This is a genomic window from Desulfovibrio sp. JY (assembly GCA_021730285.1).
In the GTDB taxonomy this organism is placed as follows: Bacteria; Desulfobacterota; Desulfovibrionia; order Desulfovibrionales; family Desulfovibrionaceae; genus Solidesulfovibrio.
This window is the reverse complement of record CP082962.1, coordinates 179,456-195,865: the sequence shown is the minus strand read 5'-3', so window position 1 is coordinate 195,865 and position 16,410 is coordinate 179,456. Positions and strand designations below refer to the sequence as shown.

15 protein-coding genes and 2 tRNA genes are annotated in these 16,410 nt (G+C 64.7%); 12 read left to right on the top strand and 5 right to left on the bottom strand.

Annotated features, from left to right (window positions below; all coding sequences use genetic code 11):
• Nucleotides 1-36 precede the first annotated feature (36 nt).
• Nucleotides 37-113 (bottom strand) — tRNA-Met (locus K9F62_00815).
• Nucleotides 114-219: 106 nt separating this feature from the next.
• On the opposite strand from K9F62_00815, the gene K9F62_00810 reads away from it, so the two are divergent.
• Nucleotides 220-489 (top strand): hypothetical protein, encoded by a 270-nt coding sequence (locus K9F62_00810; protein ID UJX41273.1) that lies wholly within the window; start codon nt 220-222, stop codon nt 487-489.
• 57 nt (nt 490-546) lie between these two features.
• Nucleotides 547-684, top strand: a complete 138-nt coding sequence (rpmH, locus tag K9F62_00805) for a 50S ribosomal protein L34 (GenBank protein ID UJX43090.1) — start codon at nt 547-549, stop codon at nt 682-684.
• On the opposite strand, the gene K9F62_00800 is transcribed toward rpmH, so the two are convergent.
• Nucleotides 681-968: a hypothetical protein gene (locus K9F62_00800; protein ID UJX43284.1), complete on the bottom strand. Its 288-nt coding sequence runs from the start codon at nt 966-968 to the stop codon at nt 681-683. The genes rpmH and K9F62_00800 overlap by 4 nt on opposite strands.
• Before the next feature lie 95 nt (nt 969-1,063).
• Here K9F62_00800 and yidD point away from each other — a divergent pair, with 95 nt between their 5' ends.
• The 4 genes from yidD to K9F62_00780 all read left to right on the top strand — a co-directional run bounded on the left by yidD (nt 1,064) and on the right by K9F62_00780 (nt 5,455).
• A complete protein-coding gene (gene yidD, locus K9F62_00795; GenBank protein ID UJX41272.1) occupies nt 1,064-1,450 on the top strand; it encodes a membrane protein insertion efficiency factor YidD in 387 nt (128 codons plus the stop codon).
• Nucleotides 1,356-2,969, top strand: coding sequence for a membrane protein insertase YidC (gene yidC / locus K9F62_00790; GenBank protein ID UJX41271.1), 1,614 nt, complete (start codon nt 1,356-1,358; stop codon nt 2,967-2,969). The genes yidD and yidC overlap by 95 nt, the downstream gene beginning before the upstream one ends.
• A gap of 64 nt (nt 2,970-3,033) precedes the next feature.
• Nucleotides 3,034-4,077, top strand: a complete 1,044-nt coding sequence (locus K9F62_00785; protein UJX41270.1) for a Jag N-terminal domain-containing protein — start codon at nt 3,034-3,036, stop codon at nt 4,075-4,077.
• Between the two features lie 472 nt (nt 4,078-4,549).
• Nucleotides 4,550-5,455, top strand: a complete 906-nt coding sequence (locus K9F62_00780) for a DMT family transporter (protein UJX41269.1) — start codon at nt 4,550-4,552, stop codon at nt 5,453-5,455.
• 241 nt (nt 5,456-5,696) lie between these two features.
• Here K9F62_00780 and K9F62_00775 read toward each other — a convergent pair whose 3' ends face one another.
• Nucleotides 5,697-7,070, bottom strand: a complete 1,374-nt coding sequence (locus K9F62_00775) for a LysM peptidoglycan-binding domain-containing protein (GenBank protein UJX41268.1) — start codon at nt 7,068-7,070, stop codon at nt 5,697-5,699.
• A 581-nt stretch (nt 7,071-7,651) separates the two neighbouring features.
• Nucleotides 7,652-10,153 (bottom strand): heavy metal translocating P-type ATPase, encoded by a 2,502-nt coding sequence (locus K9F62_00770; GenBank protein ID UJX41267.1) that lies wholly within the window; start codon nt 10,151-10,153, stop codon nt 7,652-7,654.
• Between the two features lie 120 nt (nt 10,154-10,273).
• Between K9F62_00770 and K9F62_00765 the strand changes: the two genes are divergently transcribed.
• On the top strand, nt 10,274-10,636 hold the full coding sequence (locus K9F62_00765; GenBank protein ID UJX41266.1) for a hypothetical protein: 363 nt from the start codon (nt 10,274-10,276) through the stop codon (nt 10,634-10,636).
• An 81-nt stretch (nt 10,637-10,717) separates the two neighbouring features.
• Here K9F62_00765 and K9F62_00760 read toward each other — a convergent pair.
• Nucleotides 10,718-10,795: transfer RNA gene (locus K9F62_00760), tRNA-Pro, on the bottom strand.
• Nucleotides 10,796-10,963: 168 nt separating this feature from the next.
• Between K9F62_00760 and K9F62_00755 the strand changes: the two genes are divergently transcribed.
• Genes K9F62_00755 through K9F62_00735 form a run of 5 tightly spaced genes read left to right on the top strand, consistent with a single transcriptional unit; the run spans nt 10,964 to nt 16,409 of the window.
• Nucleotides 10,964-12,058: a chemotaxis response regulator protein-glutamate methylesterase gene (locus tag K9F62_00755; protein UJX41265.1), complete on the top strand. Its 1,095-nt coding sequence runs from the start codon at nt 10,964-10,966 to the stop codon at nt 12,056-12,058.
• Between the two features lie 35 nt (nt 12,059-12,093).
• Nucleotides 12,094-14,016 (top strand): HEAT repeat domain-containing protein, encoded by a 1,923-nt coding sequence (locus K9F62_00750; GenBank protein UJX41264.1) that lies wholly within the window; start codon nt 12,094-12,096, stop codon nt 14,014-14,016.
• Nucleotides 14,017-14,019: 3 nt separating this feature from the next.
• Nucleotides 14,020-14,898, top strand: coding sequence for a protein-glutamate O-methyltransferase CheR (locus K9F62_00745; GenBank protein UJX41263.1), 879 nt, complete (start codon nt 14,020-14,022; stop codon nt 14,896-14,898).
• A gap of 42 nt (nt 14,899-14,940) precedes the next feature.
• A complete protein-coding gene (locus K9F62_00740) occupies nt 14,941-15,705 on the top strand; it encodes a ParA family protein (GenBank protein ID UJX41262.1) in 765 nt (254 codons plus the stop codon).
• The gene (locus tag K9F62_00735; protein ID UJX41261.1) at nt 15,702-16,409 is read left to right on the top strand and encodes a chemotaxis protein CheW; all 708 of its coding nucleotides are present in this window, start codon (nt 15,702-15,704) and stop codon (nt 16,407-16,409) included. Before K9F62_00740 ends, K9F62_00735 begins: the two co-directional genes overlap by 4 nt.
• The last annotated feature ends 1 nt before the right edge of the window (nt 16,410 follow it).

The window sequence follows — 16,410 nt, the reverse complement described above, 5'->3', positions numbered from 1 at the left end:
GGGCCTACGCTTTTGGCGTAAGCCCTTGGACTTCCTTGGTTGCGGGGGCAGGATTTGAACCTGCGATCTTCGGGTTATGAGCCCGATGAGCTACCGGTCTGCTCCACCCCGCGTCACGTGGAGAAATGTATCTAGGCCGTTCACCACTACCCGTCAAGCAGAAAATGTAAAAAAAAGAAATTTATTGCGCAGGCTATGCGTTAATTGTAGTATAAACAGATGGTTATACCGACAGGCTGGAATCTTTCCCTGGCCCTGGCCGGATTCGGCCTGCTGGCCGCTTCCCTGGCCGTCCAAAAAAAGGCACTATGCCTCGTCGCGGCCGGGATGGCTGTCCTGACGGTCCTGGCTGTCGGCGAGTCCGACCCCGTGTTATTTCTGGGCGCACTCGCCCTGGCGGGGGCACGGTTGCTGCGCACGCCCCCGAAGGACTCGCCGGCGGACCGCCCAAACGGGGATATCGACATTCCCGCTGGGCGACAGCCTTGACGATGCCGGCTTTCGCGGCTATTGGAAGAAGTTCATCACAATTCATGGAGTCTATGCATGAGCAAGAAAACATACCAGCCGAGCAAGATCCGCAGAAAACGCACGCATGGCTTCCTGGTTCGCTCCAGGAGCAAAAACGGTCAGGCCATCCTGCGCCGCCGTCGGGCCAAGGGTCGCAAACGTCTGGCGGTCTAGGCTTTTCTCCGGCGCAAAGGCTCCGGACGCGATGGGAGTTTGCGGCCTGCTTCGATGCGGGCCGCCGCTATCACGGCAAGCTCTTTCTCCTGTTCGTCCTGCCGCGCCAGGATCGGGACGCTACATGGCGACTCGGCATGGCCATCAGTAAAAAGGTCGGCAATGCCGTCGCCCGAAACCGCGTTAAACGCGTTTTGCGCGAGTGTTTCCGCCTGGACGCCCCATGCGCCGTCTCCGCCTTGGATATCGTGGTCGTCGCCAAAAAAAGTCTGGACCCGGGCCATCTGCCTCTGGATGCGGCCTGCCGCGACATCCGTCCGCTTTTGGCACGGATGGCCAGGGATTTCGACCGTCTGGCCAGACCGGGGAGTCCGACCCCATGCGAAGCGCCCTCATCTGGGTCATAACCTTCTATCGGCTTGCCCTCTCGCCCCTTAAGCCGCCATGCTGCCGCTTCGTGCCCACCTGCTCCGAATACGCCATCGAGGCCCTGGAGCGGTTCGGCGTGCTGCGGGGCGGGCTGCTCGCCCTGTGGCGGCTTTTACGTTGCCATCCCCTGGCCCGGGGCGGTCTCGACCCTGTTCCCCAAGCACCCTGGCCGCGCCCGAGAGCGCCTCGAGAAGCGTCCCCCCTACGACGCACCCACACTCATCGACGGGATTTGAAGGACAATGGAAAACAAACGCGTAATCCTGGCCGTGGTTCTCTCCCTTGTCGTCCTGGTGGGTTGGAACTTCCTGTTTCCGACCAAGCCCCCGGTCCATAAGACCGAAACCACGACGCAAACCCAGGCTCCCGCACCTGACAAAACCGTCCCCGGGAAAACCCAGGCGAAGGCGCCGGCGGCCGAAGCCCTTGCCACTTTCGCCCCCACCCCCGGCAAGACACTGACCGTGGACACCCCCCTGTACACGGCCGTTTTCAACAGCTCCGGCGGGCTGCTCTCCCGGTTCTCCCTCAAGCAGTACCGTCAGACCATTGCCGACAATTCCCCCCTGGTCGACCTCATAAACGAAAAGGCGCACGCCAAGGCGCCTCTGGGCCTCATCCTCAACGGCGCGCCGACCTGGCAGAACGTGGAGTGGTCCGTCCAGGGCGGCGACGTCACCATCGACGCCTCGGGGACCGCCTCCGTGACCTTCGTTGGCCGCATGGGCGAGATCATCATCAAGCGCGTCCTGACCTTTTCCGGCGCAAGCTACCTCATCGATGAAAAGCTCTCCCTGTCCAACACCGGAGCCAACCCGGTGCGCGACCGCCTGTCCATGACCGTGGCCGTGGACCGCCTCTCGGCCGAGGGCGACAGCTACAACCCCACCCAGGCCGCCTTCTACGACACCTCGGGCCTGGAGCTTTTTAACAGCGAGAAGAAGCTGGCCGAGGGCATCGCCGATGAAAAGCCGGTGGAGTGGGGCGCCATCATGAGCAACTACTTCCTGGTGGGCGTGATTCCCGACACCAAGGACCTGCTCGGCAAGGCCAAGATCGAGGACGGGCTTTTCCGCCTGGCCGTGGACAAGGACGGCATCGAGATTCCGGCCGGCGGCAGCCAGGACCTCTCCATCAGCTACTACCTCGGCCCCAAGGCCCCGAAGTACCTGGCCATGGCCCCGCATCACCTGTCCGCGGCCATCGACTACGGCTGGTTCGACTTCATCGCCAAGCCGCTGCTCAAACTTCTGCGCTTCTTCTACGACTACGTCGGCAACTACGGCGTGGCCATCATCCTTTTGACCGTGCTCATCAAGGCAATCTTCTGGCCGCTTTCCCATAAGAGCTACAAGTCCATGGAGCAGATGAAAAAGCTCCAGCCGATGCTCTCGCAGCTGCGGGAGAAGTATAAGGAAGACCGCCAGAAGATGAATGAAGAGATGATGCAGCTCTACAAGACCTACAAGGTCAACCCGGCCGGCGGCTGTCTGCCCATGGTCGTGCAGATCCCGGTCTTCTTCGGCCTTTACCAGGCCTTGCTGCACTCCATCGAACTGCGGCACGCGGCGTTTATTACCTACTTGCCCTTTACGCACATGATCTGGCTCGCCGACCTCTCGGCCAAGGATCCGTACTACATCACGCCGCTCATCATGGGCGCGACCATGTTCCTGCAGCAGAAAATGACCCCGGCTCCGGGCGATCCCACCCAGGCCAAGATCATGCTGCTCATGCCCGTGATCTTCACCTTCATGTTCCTCAACTTCCCCTCTGGTTTGGTTGTGTACTGGCTGGTCAACAATGTCATTTCCATCGCCCAGCAATACTGGATGCTCAACAAGAAGCACTCGTGACGTCCTTCGTCATCGGGCATCCATGGCCGCAACAAAGCGGCGCAAGTGCAATCAAGGAGCGTTTATGAGCGAATTCAGAACCTTCAGCGGCAAGACCGTCGATGAAGCCATGGAGGAGGCCTGCCGCCATTTTGGCGAGCCCCGTGAGAAGTTGGAAGTGGAGATCGTCTCCGGCGGCTCCTCCGGAATCTTCGGCCTCGTCGGCAAGAAGAAAGCCGAGGTCCGGGCCCGCTTGCGCGAGGAAGTCAACCTCCTGCAAGGTATGGAAGAATCCCGAAAGCGCGACGCCGCGCCCAAGGCCGAAAGAAATACCCGTTCGCGCCGGTCGCCGCGCCAGGAAGCCGCCCCGCAAAAGCAAAAGCCCGCGCCGGCCGCGGCCGAACCCGTGCCCCCGCGTCAGGAAGCCGTTCGCCCCCCTGTCGTGGAACCCGTCGCGCCCCCTGTCGCGGAATCGTTCAAGGACGCTGCCCCGGTCGACGACCTCCCGGACGACGACATGATGGAAATGGACGAGGAGTGCGCAATGGAAGCTCCCCGGCGCGAATCCCGCGGCAACCGCGAGGAACGCCGGCCGGCCGCTCCGGAAACGCCGCCCCAGCCCATCACCCCTGAACTCGAAGCCATCGTGCGCGAAGTCATGGACCAGATGCTCGACGGCATCCTCGGCCAGATTCCCGAATACGAAATCTCCGGCCACAGCGAGCGGGTCTCCGTGCTCATCCTCGACGAGGAAAATTCCGGCCTGCTCATCGGCCGCGAAGGACAGACCCTTTCCTCCATCCAATACCTCGTCAACCGCATCGTCATCCGTCGCCACGGCAGCCCCATCAAGGTCCAGATCAACACCGGCGAATACCGCGAGCGCCAGGACGACAACCTGCGCAAGATGGCCATCTTCCTCGCCGACAAGGCCAAAACCCTGGGGCGGCCCCAGTCCACCAAACCGCTTTCCTCCTACCATCGCCGGGTCGTTCACCTGGCCCTTCAGGAGGACGAAGCCATCTCCACGCGCTCCAAAGGCGACGGGCCGCTCAAACGCGTGCTCATCGTGCCGCGCGGCCGAGGCAACGACGCCCAGGCGCAGCAGGGCGACCAGCAGCGACCGTAGTTGTCGTGGAGTGATCGGACTTCGCTCAGACCCAGGGGAGGCTCTGCCTCCCCTGGACCCCTCCGCCGGGGGACTTGATGCCCCCCGGACCCCCCTTTACCGGGTCCGGTTGGTGGGGTGAGCGAGTGGTTGGGCGGCGGGGCTCCGTATGTTTGTCGCCGCAATCGGCCCGGCGGCGAAGCGCCGCATTTTAAGAACAACTCATTTTTAAAATGTCGCCCCGAAGGGGCGACCGGCGTGGTGGAAGCGGAATTTGCCGGGACGAGCTTGTCGCGAAGCGACATGCACCGTCCCGGCAAATTCCGCTTCCATCTTCCACTCTCCGCCCTTTCGCCCACCATCTCCGCCTCCGCCGAGCCAAAGACGGGAAGGGGGGACCGGGGGGCCCTCGGCCTCCCGGCGGGGGTGCGGGGGCGGAGCCCCTGCCGAGTCCAGGGCAGAGCCCTGGTGCCGCATAAGGAGACATATCGTCATGGGTCGAAACGCATCGATGCGGGCGGATATCCTGTGCCTGATTACGGCGCTGATCTGGGGTCTTGCCTTTGTGGCCCAGCGGGTCGGCATGGCGCATTTGGGTCCGATGGGGTTTAACGGCATCCGGTTTGCCCTGGGCGCAGCGGTGCTGGCCCCCTTGGCGCTGCGTTCGATGCGCTATCCTCCGCCCGCGCCGTTTCTGGGGGGCAGCGATCCGGGGTTTCCCTGGTTGGGGGGGCTTCTTGCCGGGGCGATCCTTTTTACCGGCGCGTCGTTGCAGCAGGTGGGACTTTTGTACACCACGGCCGGCAAGGCGGGGTTCATCACCGGCCTGTATGTGGTGTTGGTGCCGCTGTTGGGCTTTTTCCTTGGCCAGCGGCCGGCCCGGGGGGATGTGCTCGGGGCGGTGGCGGCGGTATTCGGGCTGTATTTTCTGTCGGTGACCGAGAATTTCAGCCTGGCTCCGGGGGATGGGCTGGAGCTTATCGGCGCGTTTTTCTGGGCCGGGCATGTGCTGGTGATCGGCTGGCTGTCGCCGCGCACCCGGGCCTTGCCCCTGGCCATGGCCCAATACGCGGTTTGCGCGGTGCTGAGTCTCGTCTGCGCGTTTTTTTTCGAGACCATAACCTGGTCCGGGATTGTGGGCGCGGCCTGGCCGATTCTGTACGGCGGCCTGATGTCGGTCGGGCTGGCCTACACGTTGCAGATCATTGCCCAGCGTGATGCCAAGCCGACCCATGCCGCCATTCTGCTCAGTTTCGAGACGGTGTTCGCGGCGCTTGGCGGGGCGATCATCCTGAACGAGCGCCTTGGCGCCCGCGGCCTTTTCGGCTGCGCGCTCATGTTTGCCGGCATACTCCTGTCCCAGCTTTGGCCCAAATCCAAGGGACAACATGCGGCGTAACGATTTCTGCGTGTATTGCCCAAAGGCGTTAGAGAAAATCTTTCCGTAGGCCAGTCTTCCCCAAAACCACTTCCAAGATTTCTGACAATAACAGCTTATCCCCGTTAAAGTTTTTGGAGAGGGAGAGCGCGAGAGGGGGAGCCTTTTTTCAAAAAGGCTCCCCCTCTCGCATCCTCTTCCTCTCTCCATAAAAAAAGCCCGGCCGGAGCCGGGCTTTTTTATGACGCTTGCACAGCCGCGCCTACTGGCACAGCTTTTCTTTCTTGGCGCTGTCGAGCAGTTCGCAATCGCCCAGGGTGCAGGCTTTCTTGTAGTCCTCGCACATGGGGCCATACTGCTTGAGGTGCAGGTAGGTGAACCCGCGTCCCTTGTAGTAGTCCGCCTCGTTGGGACCGAAGCCTATGGCCTTGTTGAAGTCCGCGATGGCCTGCTGGTAGTGGCCGGAACGGGTGCGACTGAGGCCCCGCATGGAGTAGGCCAGGGCGAAGTTGGGGTTTTTCTCGATGGCCTTGGTGTAGTCGTCGATGGCCTTGGCGTACTGCTTCATATAGTAGTGGGCATGGCCCCGGCTGGCGAAGAAGTCGGCCCGGTTGGGGTTGAGCTTGATGGCCTTGTCGAAGCTCTCCACGGCCTTTTGGAACTTGTTTTGCTTGCCGAACTCGATGCCTTTTTCAAAGGCTGCTTCGGCGTCGGACGTCTCGCGCATGCCGGTTTTGGCCGGTGCGGCTTCGGGTTCGGGCGTCCTGGCCGGTTTGGTCGCTTCGGCCGGCGGGGGAGTCTCGGCTTCGGGGGCGGGCGTCCTTACGGTCTGGGCCGGACGTTCCGGTTCGCTCACCGCCGCGGGGGCTTGCTCGGGTGCGTGCGTGCGGGCCGGGGCCTGTTCGGGCTCGGCGTTTCTGGGCACGTTGAGCTTCTGGCCGGAATGCAGCTTTTTGCCGAGGCCGGGGTTGAGCCGGTAGAGTTCCTTGAGGCTGATATGGAATTTGCTGGCCACCGTGTGCACGGTGTCACGCTTGTGGGCGGTGTAGGTGGTGGTATTCGTCTGGGACTCGCGCGACTTTTCCGTCTTGCGCGCGGTTTTTTCGGCGGGTTCGGCCTTGGCCGGCGCGGCTCCGGGGACGCTGATTTCCTGGCCGACGCGCATCTTGTTGGGATGCAGGGATTTGTTGGCCTTAAGCAGGTCATCCACGCTGACGTCGTACTTGGCGGCTATGGAGCCGAGCGTGTCCCCTTTCTTGACCTTGTAGCTACCCGATTTCCCGGAGGATTTGCTTTCCTTGGCAGTCTCCCGGGCCTGGGCGGCGCGCTCCTTGCTCGAGGAGCTTTCGGCCTTCTTCCCGGCCTTTTCCTTCTTTGATTCCTTTTCCGTGTGCTTCTTATCGGCTTTGCCCGAGGATTCCCCGGGGATCGTCAGTGAATCGCCTGGCCGCATTTTCCTGGGATCAAGCCCTTTGTTGGCCTTGAGCAGGTCCTGGACGGAAACGCCGTGCTTTTTGGCAATGGAAACCGGGGTATCGCCGGCTTTGACGGTATAGGCCCCGACGACGGTCGGGCGGGCGGTTACGAGCAGGCTGAGGCATAACAGAGGAAATACGAGGCGAGACAAACGAGGCATGGCACCACCTTAGCGCTGTCAGGTTCTTTGCGAAGTTTGGAATGCTGTCACGAAACCGAAGTCATCTTTCTAGACTACCTCGGCCACGGGAGCAATGTTTTTCAGAATTCAAAAGATTACAGGATGATGAAATATTTGTTCATGTTTGGCTGGCGTTATGGCAGGGGACGGCGATGCTATCGGCCTAGAGCGACTTTCCAGGGGGCTTTCGGCACAACACTTTATTATTTCCTCAATGTTTCATGAATAAAAAACGCTACGGCCTGTCCGTCATCAGCTCCACGCCCTTGCCGCCGCCGCCACGCCGGTCGCCCCTTTGGGGCGACATTTAGAGAAACAGTTTGTCTTAAAATGCGGCGCTTCGCCGCTGGCGCGGTTGTTGCCGCAATCGCGTCCGGCGTCGAGGCGCGAAGCGCCTCGTGCCGCCGGGCCGATTGCGGCAACAAGAATCCCACCCTCCGCCGCCCTGCGACGTTGCGTCCCGGCAGAGCGTAAAGGGAGGTCCGGAGGGCATAAGCCCTCCGGCGGGGTGTCGGGGCAGCGCCCCGGCATCTTCAATTCTTCGCTCTTTCGCTCTTCCCCTAAGCTACCTGCCTCGGCGTGAAAAAGCGCAGTCGCAGGGCGTTGGTGACCACCGTGAAGGAGCTGAGCGCCATGGCGGTGCCGGCGATCATGGGATTAAGGGTGGGGCCGCCGAAGATATGGAGCACGCCGGCGGCGACGGGGATGCCGATGGTATTGAAGGCGAAGGCCCAGAAGAGGTTTTGTTTGATGTTGGCGATGACGGCCCGGGAAAGTTCCAGGGCGGCGGTGACGCCGCGCAGGTCGTTGCGCATGAGCACGACGTCGCAGGATTCCACGGCCACGTCGATGCCCGAGCCCATGGCCATGCCGAGGTCGGCGGCGGCCAGGGCCGGGGCGTCGTTGATGCCGTCGCCGACCATGGCGGTCTTGCACCCTGTGGCCATGAGTTTTTGGATCTCGGCGGCTTTGCGGTCGGGCAGCACCCGGGCGATGACTTCCTTGATGCCGAGGGTATTGGCCACGGCCCGGGCGGTGCGTTCGTCGTCGCCGGTGAGCATGACCACGGCCACGCCCTTTTGGCCCAGGGCCTTGACCACGGCGGCGGCTTCGGGGCGCGGCGTGTCGGCCACGGCCAGGACGCCGGCGGACTTGCCGTCCACGGCCACGCGGATGGCGGTCTTGCCGGCGTCGGCTAGACGCGCTTCGGCTTCGTCGGCGGCCGGATCGGCCGGGACCCCCTGTTCGGCGAGGTAGGCGGCGGTGCCGACCAGCACGGCGTTGCCGTCGATCGTGGCGGCTACGCCCTTGCCGGGGGCGGCTTCGAAGTGTTCGGGCGCGGGCAGGGCGTGTCCCTTGGCCGTGGCGGCGGCGGCGATGGCCTTGGCCAGGGGGTGTTCCGAGCGGGCTTCGGCGGCGGCGGCCAGGGCGAGCAGGCGATCGGGGTCGCTCGCCGTGGCTGGGACGACGTCGGTCAGTTCGGGCTTGCCGTGGGTGAGCGTCCCGGTCTTGTCGAAGACCACGGCCTGGATGTCGCCGGCGATCTGGAGGGCGGCGCCGGACTTGACCAGGATGCCGAGGCGCGCGCCGCGCCCGGTGCCGACCATGATGGAGGTGGGCACGGCCAGGCCCATGGCGCAGGGGCAGGCGATGACCATGACGGCCACGAAGATGCGCAGGGAAAAGGAGAAGCCGGCGTGGCCGAGGAAGTACCAGCCCAGGCCGGCGACGAGGGCCGTGGCCATGACGGTGGGAACGAAATAGAAGCTGACGGTGTCGGCCAGGTTGGCGATGGGGGCCTTGGAGCCCTGGGCCTGGCGCACCAGATCCACGATGCGGGCCAGGGTCGTGTCCTGGCCGACGCGGGTGGCGGTCACGACCAGGGCGCCGGTGGTGTTCTGGGTGCCGCCGGTGACGGCGTCGCCGGTTTTTTTGGCCACGGGCAGGGGTTCGCCGGTGAGCATGGACTCGTCCACGCGGGAATCGCCTTCGACCACCTCGCCGTCCACGGGCACGCGTTCGCCCGGTCGCACGAGCAGCCTGTCGCCGGGCTCCACCTCGTCGAGGGACACGGTCTCCTCGGCGCTGTCGCGAAGCAGTGTGGCCGTGTCCGGGGTCAGGCGCATAAGGGCCGCGATGGCCCCCGAGGTTTTGAATTTGGCCGAGGCTTCCAGGTATTTGCCGAGGCTGATCATGACCAGCAGCACGCCGGCGGATTCGAAATAGAGGTCCATGGCCCGGGCCACGGGATCGGAGCCGGCCAGGAGCAGGGCGAGGTTGGCCAGGCTGTAGAGGAGGGCCGCGCCGGTGCCCACGGCCACGAGGGTGTCCATGTTGGGGCCGCCGCGCAGTCCGGCCGGAATGCCGTCGAGGTAGAACCGCCGGCCGAGCCAGACGATGGGCGCGGTCAGGGCGAGCTGGAGAAGGGCGAAGGTGGCCGGCGCGGTTTCGGGGCGCAGGAAGGCGGGCAGGGGCAGGCCCAGCATGTGGCCCATGGACAGGGTGAGGAGCAACGCGGCCAGGACCATGGCCGGAATGAGTTCGCGTTTCTTTTTGGCCAGATCGGCCTTGGCCTCTTCCTGGCGGGCGGTGAAGCGGTTTTCCGAGGCGGTGATGGGCTGGGAGCCGAAGCCCAGGTCGGCGATGGCCTGGCGCAGCTGGCGGCGCGACAGCACGGCCGGGTCGATGGTGAAGGTGCCGGTCTCGCCGGCCAGGTTGACGTCGGCGGCGATGACCCCGGGGAGCCTGCGGGTCACACGCTCGATGCGCGAGGAGCAGGCGGCGCAGTGCATGCCCGTGATGGCCAGCTCGAAGGTGGCGTCATCGGTCGGCGGCGGCCCGAGGGAAAATCCCAGGTCGGCCACCCGCGCGCCGATGGCGTCGAGGCTTGTGGCCTGCGGGTCGTAGCGCAGCTGCATGGAGGCGTCGGCCAGATTGACGGTCGCTTCGGCAACGCCCGGCATGGCGGAGACCACGCGTTCGATGCGGGCGGAGCAGGCGGCGCAATGCATGCCGGCCACGGGGACCATGACGGAGGTGTCTTTTTTGGCTGTGCTGTCCATCGGCTTATGATAATCATTTTCATTTTGGGCGCAAGCCGTGGATTCGGCGGCTTCCAGACTGGAAATTGGCGGACGATAAGGATAGGAATCGGGAAATGGCGCGGCAAAGGAGCCCAAGGCATGCGATCCGACACGATGGACGCCTTCTGGGAGGCCCAGAATCGAGAGCCGAACCGATGGGAACGGCTTCGTGAGATTTTCGAGAAACTCCGCATGGTGCTGGATATGCCCTCGCTGTGCCTGGGAGACGCCGACGACCTGCTGGAGCAGTTGGAACAGCGCCTGCGCGAAGCGGGGCAGCTTTTCCCGGAGCCGGACTGGCTGGCGTTCGACGCGAGCGGCCCCGAGGGGCTGGAACAGTACTGCGCCAATCACACGGGCGGAATGCTGGAAATCCTCATCCGGGCCGTGGAACGGCTGGCCGAGGAGCGGGCCGAGGAGATGAGCTTGGGCGCGGGCGGCAAGGGCGCGGCCTGCGAATAAGGTTCTGGCGGCCGGGCCGCGAAAATGTCGCGGGACGGACGAAAAAAGGGGTTATGCTGTCGCATAACCCCTTGGAAAGTCTGGTCGGGATGAGAGGATTCGAACCTCCGACTTCTGCGTCCCGAACGCAGCGCTCTAGCCAGACTGAGCCACATCCCGTCGTGGAAGACAGGGTTTTAGAGTATCCCACGGGGTTTGGCAAGCACTAATGTTGGTTGTCAGAACGCCAAGACTCATCTAATCATGGAGAGCGTTGCGGGCCACGGGCCGTGCCGGGAGGGGTGGCGCGGCATTCGGGCGCGGGCGGGTCCCTTTCAGGAGATATATGTGATCAAGGTTGTCGTGGTCGACGATTCGGCCTTCATGCGCAAGGCCATAAGCACTATGCTGGCCAAGGACCCGGAAATCGAGGTCGTGGCCACGGCCCGCGATGGCGAGGAAGGGTTGGAAATGATCCGGCGTCACCAGCCGGACGTCGTGACCATGGATATCGAAATGCCGCGTATGGATGGGCTGACCGCCCTGCGGCACGTCATGATGGAGATGCCCCGGCCGGTGCTGATGGTGAGCTCCCTGACCAACGAGGGCGCCGAGGCGACGCTCAAGGCCATGGAACTCGGGGCCGTGGATTTCATCCCCAAACAACTTTCCAAGGTGTCCCTCGACATCGTCAAGATCGAGGACGAGCTGCGGGCCAAGGTCAAGACCATCGCCCGGCGCCGCATGACCCATCTTTCCCGGCCGCCGCTTTCGGGACGCGCGCGCCCCGGCGCCCCGGCTTCCGGCACCGCGCCGACGTCCGCGCCATCGCCGCGGCCGTCGCGGCCGGCCCGGCCTTCGGGCACGCAGAACCGCGATCTGGTGGCCATCGGCGTCTCCACCGGCGGGCCGCCGGCCGTGCAGAAGGTGCTTTCGGCCCTGCCCCAGGATTTTCCGGCCGGCATCCTGATCGCCCAGCATATGCCGGCGGCCTTTACCGGCCCCTTTGCCAAGCGCCTGGACGGCGTCTGTCGCATTGCGGTCAAGGAGGCCGAGGACGGCGAACGGTTGCAGCACGGCGTGGCCTATGTGGCTCCGGGAGGCAAGCATCTGCGCATCGATCAGAAGGTCAGCCGCATCGACGTGCGCGTGGTCGAGGAACCGCGCGAGGCGCTGTACAAACCCTCGGCCTCGGTGCTGTTCGATTCCGTGGCCGGGGCCGTGGGCCGGCGGGGACTCGGTGTGGTGCTGACGGGCATGGGCAGCGACGGCCTGGACGGCATGCGCCTGCTCAAGGCCAAGGGCGGTCGCGCCCTGGCCCAGTCCGACTCCACCTGCGTGGTCTACGGCATGCCCAAGGCCATCGTGGACGCGGGGCTGGCCGACGAGATCGTGGACATCGACGAGATGGGCGAGGCCATCCTCCACAACCTTTACAAATGACCGTCCCCTGGCGGGGTGGCGGGCAAGGATGCGGCATGGTCGACTGCAAGGAGCTTTGCCAACGGCTTGACGGCGACGATCCGGACGTGCTCCGGGACGCGGCCTATGAGGCTGGCGAAAACGCCTGTCTCGAAGCCATTCCGTATTTGGCCAAATTGCTGTGTTCGCACAATCTCGGCGTGCAGGAAGCGGCCGACCGGGCATTGCGCAAGATCGGCGGCAAGGACGTCGTGGCGGCGGTCAAGCCGCTTCTGCGTTCCGACGACGCGCCCCGGCGCAACGCCTCCATGGACATCCTGCGGGCCGTGGGGGCTGAGGATTTTCCCACGCTTGTGGAGCTGCTCCACGACGCCGACCCCGACATCCGTATTTTCGCCTCGGACATCCTGGGCTCCACGGATTCCCGCCAAGCCGTGGCCCCGCTGTGCGAAGCGCTGCTCAAGGACCCCGAGGTCAACGTCCGCTACCAGGCGGCGGTAAGCCTCGGCGAGCTGGCCTTCCACGACGCGGCGGCGTGTCTCGGCAAGGCGCTCGGCGACGAGGAATGGGTCCAGTTCGCGGTCATCGAGGCCCTGTCCAAGATCCGCGACGCCTCCTCGGTCGGGGCCCTGGTCGCGGCCCTGGACAAGAGCTCGGATCTGGTCGCCTCCATGATCGTCGACGCCCTGGGCGAGATCGGCAACATCAAGGCCGTGACCATGCTCCTCAAACGCATGGACGCCTCGCCCGAGGTGCTGCGCAACAAGATCGTCAAGGCCGTGGTGCACATCCTGGGCGGCAAGGCGCTTTCGCTTTTGTCCCCGGCCGAGCGGGAACGCTTCCGGGGATACCTGCTGGCCGCGCTTGGCGACGACGAGGAGGACGTGCAGGACGCCGCCGTCTCCGGCCTCGGGTCGATCGCCGGCGAGGAGGCGGCCGCGGCCGTCCTTGCCCATTGCGCCGGCCTCGACCGCGACCACCATCCGGAGCGCTACGAGCACGCCGTGGTTGCGCTGCGCGAGATGGGGCTGACCGAGGCCCTGGGCGAGGCGTTGCGCCAGGGCGGCGACGCCAAGCGGCAAGTGGCCCTGGACGTCCTTACCGAACTGCCGTGTCCCCAATGCGCGACCCTGGTCATGGACGCCTTTGCCGGCCTGCCCTCCCCCGTTCGTTCGGCGGCGGCCAGGACGCTGGCGGCCATCGCCGGCGAGGAAGCGGTGGATTTCTTTCTGGGCCTTCTGGACGATGACGACGAGTCGGTGCTGCTCGAGGCCGTGGCCTTTCTGGGGGCGAAAATGCGCCATCAGCTGGCCGGGGAACCCATTTTCGCGCTGCTCGCGCATCCGTCCGACGCGGTCAAGGAGGCGGCGCTCGAGGCCTGCGTGGCCATCGGCGGCACGTATCTCGACGACCGCTTCCGGGAACTCTCGCAAAGCGAGGAGCCCATGGACCGGCTCATGGCCGTCTATGCCCTGGGCAAGATGGGCGTGCGCAACCACATGGACGTGATCCGGGGCGCCCTCACCGATGCGGTCCCCGACATCCGCAAGATCGCGCTCGAGGCCTTGGCCGAGATGTGCGGTCACGAGGAGGAGGGGCTGCCGCTGATCGTGGCCGGTCTGGCCGACGAGAGCCGGGACGTGCGTCTGGCCGTGGTGGAACTTTTGGGCGGCTGCGACAGCGACAAGGTCTATCCGTCCCTGGAACGGGCGCTGTCGGACCCCGACGACTGGGTGCGCATCCGGGCCGTGGAGGCCATGGGGCTTCGCGGCGAACTCCAAGCCGTGCCCCGGCTCATGGAGCTCACCGCGGACTCGAGCAAACTGGTGGCCCTCAAGGCCGTGGAGACGTTGGGGGAAATTGGCGGCCCCGAAGCCTTGGAGGCATTGCTTGGGCTGACCTCCGGCGGCGACCCCGAACTGGTCGCTGCCGCCGAAGCGGCCGTCGCCGGGCTGCAGGACGAGCAAGGGGGGCGCTAGTCCATGACCTCGCTTTTTTCCAAGACGATATCCCTGCGCAAGGATTTGAAGATCTCCGACGCGGAGTTCTCCCAACTGCGGGATTTCATCTACGCCCAGGCGGGCATCTATGTGGCCGACAACCGCAAGTATCTCGTGGAGAACCGGCTGGCCTCGAGACTCAAGGAACTCAATCTCAAGAGTTTCGCCGAGTATCATGCCTACTTGCAGTATGACGCGGGCCGCCGCCAGGAACTCAATCGTCTTTTCGAGGTCATCACCACCAACGAGACGAGCTTTTACCGCAATCCGCCCCAGCTGAAGGTCTTCCAGGACATGGTGCTCAAGGACGTCCTGGAAAAGCTGCGCAAGCTCAAGCAGAAGCGGCTGCGCATCTGGTCGGCCGGCTGCTCCACCGGCGAGGAACCCTACACCATCGCCATCATCCTCTTCGAGGTGCTGCGCACGGAAATCGCCTCCTGGGACATCCGCATCACGGCCAACGACCTGTCCGAAGCCGTTTTGGCCCAGGCGCGGGAAGGCGTCTATTCCGAGTACAGCCTGCGCACCACCCCCAAGGAGATCGTCTCGCGCTACTTCACGCCGGACGGAGCCAATTTCAAGCTGCGGCCCGAGGTCAAGCGTCTGGTCAGCTTCGGCCAGATCAACTTGAGCGACCGGATGATGCTCAAGCGCGTGGAGCGCTCCCACATCGTTTTTTGCCGCAACGTCATCATCTACTTTGATGATGAAATGAAAAAAAACGTCATCACCGCTTTTTACGACAACCTGCTTCCCGGCGGCCAACTGCTTATCGGACACTCGGAATCCCTGCACAACATTTCCCGGGCCTTTCGTCCCAAGCACTACCCCGGGGCCATTATTTACGGCAAGGAGGAGTAACGGCATGACGGCGCAAGCGGCTGGGAACACGCCGGAGCGTCCATGCCCCGAATTCTGGCCATAGCCAATCAGAAGGGCGGGGTGGGCAAGACCACCACGGCCCTGTCGCTGGCCGCGGCGTTGACACTCGCCGGGCGGCGGGTCCTGGTCATGGACCTCGATCCCCACGGCTGCGCCTCGGCGCATCTGGGTATTTTCCCCGAGGACGTGGCGGCCACCTCGGCGGACGTGTTCCGGGCCCCCTCGCCCCGGGAGACGCCCTGGGAGCGGGTGGTCATCCGGCCCCGGCTGGCGGATTTCGACCTGGCGCCGAGCCATGCGGCGCTCTCGGACATGGAAACGGATCTTGCGGACAGGAAGGGGAAGGGCGTGTTGCTCAAGGATGCTTTGGCCGCTGGGCCGGCTTACGACCACGTGATTCTCGACTGCCCGCCCCATACGGGGGTGGTGCTGGTCAACGCGCTGGTGGCCGCGGACCTGTGCATCATTCCCATCCAGACGGATTTTCTGGCCCTGCATGGCGTGCGCAACCTTTTCGACACCATGCGCACGCTCAACCGGGTGCTGCCCCGGCCCATCGCCTACCGGGCCCTGGCCACCATGTTCGACCGGCGGGCCAAGGCCTGCCAGCGGGTGCTGGAGCTTTTGCGGGACAAGTTCGTCGGCCGGATGTTCGCCACGGTCATCGGCCTCGACACCAAGTTCCGCGAAGCCAGCGCCGCCGGCCGGGTCATCCAGGCCGTGGCCCCGGCAAGCCGGGGAGCGCGCGAATACGGCGATCTGGCCAAAGAGGTGTTGTCCCTGTGAGCGGATCCCTGGAGGAATATTTCAAGGACCACGTCACGCTGCCCGAGAAGGGGCAGGAGGCGTTTTCCGATGCCGAGCGGGCTTTTCTGGCGCGCTACATGGGCGAGGATTTCGAGGCCGCCCTGTCCCGGCAGGGCCTCGACAGGCCCGCCCGGGTGGAAACCGTGGCCGGGGCGCTCTCGCCCGAGCCCGACGCCGAAACGGGCCCGGCACCGGATGCCGCCGCGCCGGCGCAAGACGCGGACGCGGCCCTGGAAGCCGGCCTGCGCCAGGCCGAAACGCTCAAGCTGGTCGGGTTCCGCCTGGCCGGACAGGAATTGGCCGTGCCCATCGCCCAGGTCCAGGAAGTGCTGCGGGCCATGCCCGTGACCAGGTTGCCGGCCGCGCCGCCCCAGATCCTCGGCATCCTGAATCTGCGCGGCCGGGTGGTCCCCATGGTGGATCTGGCTGCGATCACGGAACTTTCCGGCCCGCGGGGCGAAAATCGGTTCATCATCGTGTGTCGCTGCCGGGGCATGCTGGTGGGGCTGATGGTGGAAGCCCTGTCCACCATGCACCAGGCGCGGGGAGAGGACATCGAGTGGGGTGTCGAGGCGCGGTTGGGCGTGTCCTCGGATCTTGTTTCCGGGCTGCTCAAGGTGGGCGAGGGACTGGTCGCCATCCTCTCCGTTGACAGCCTTTTCCAAAAGGTTTTGAAGAGTTGAG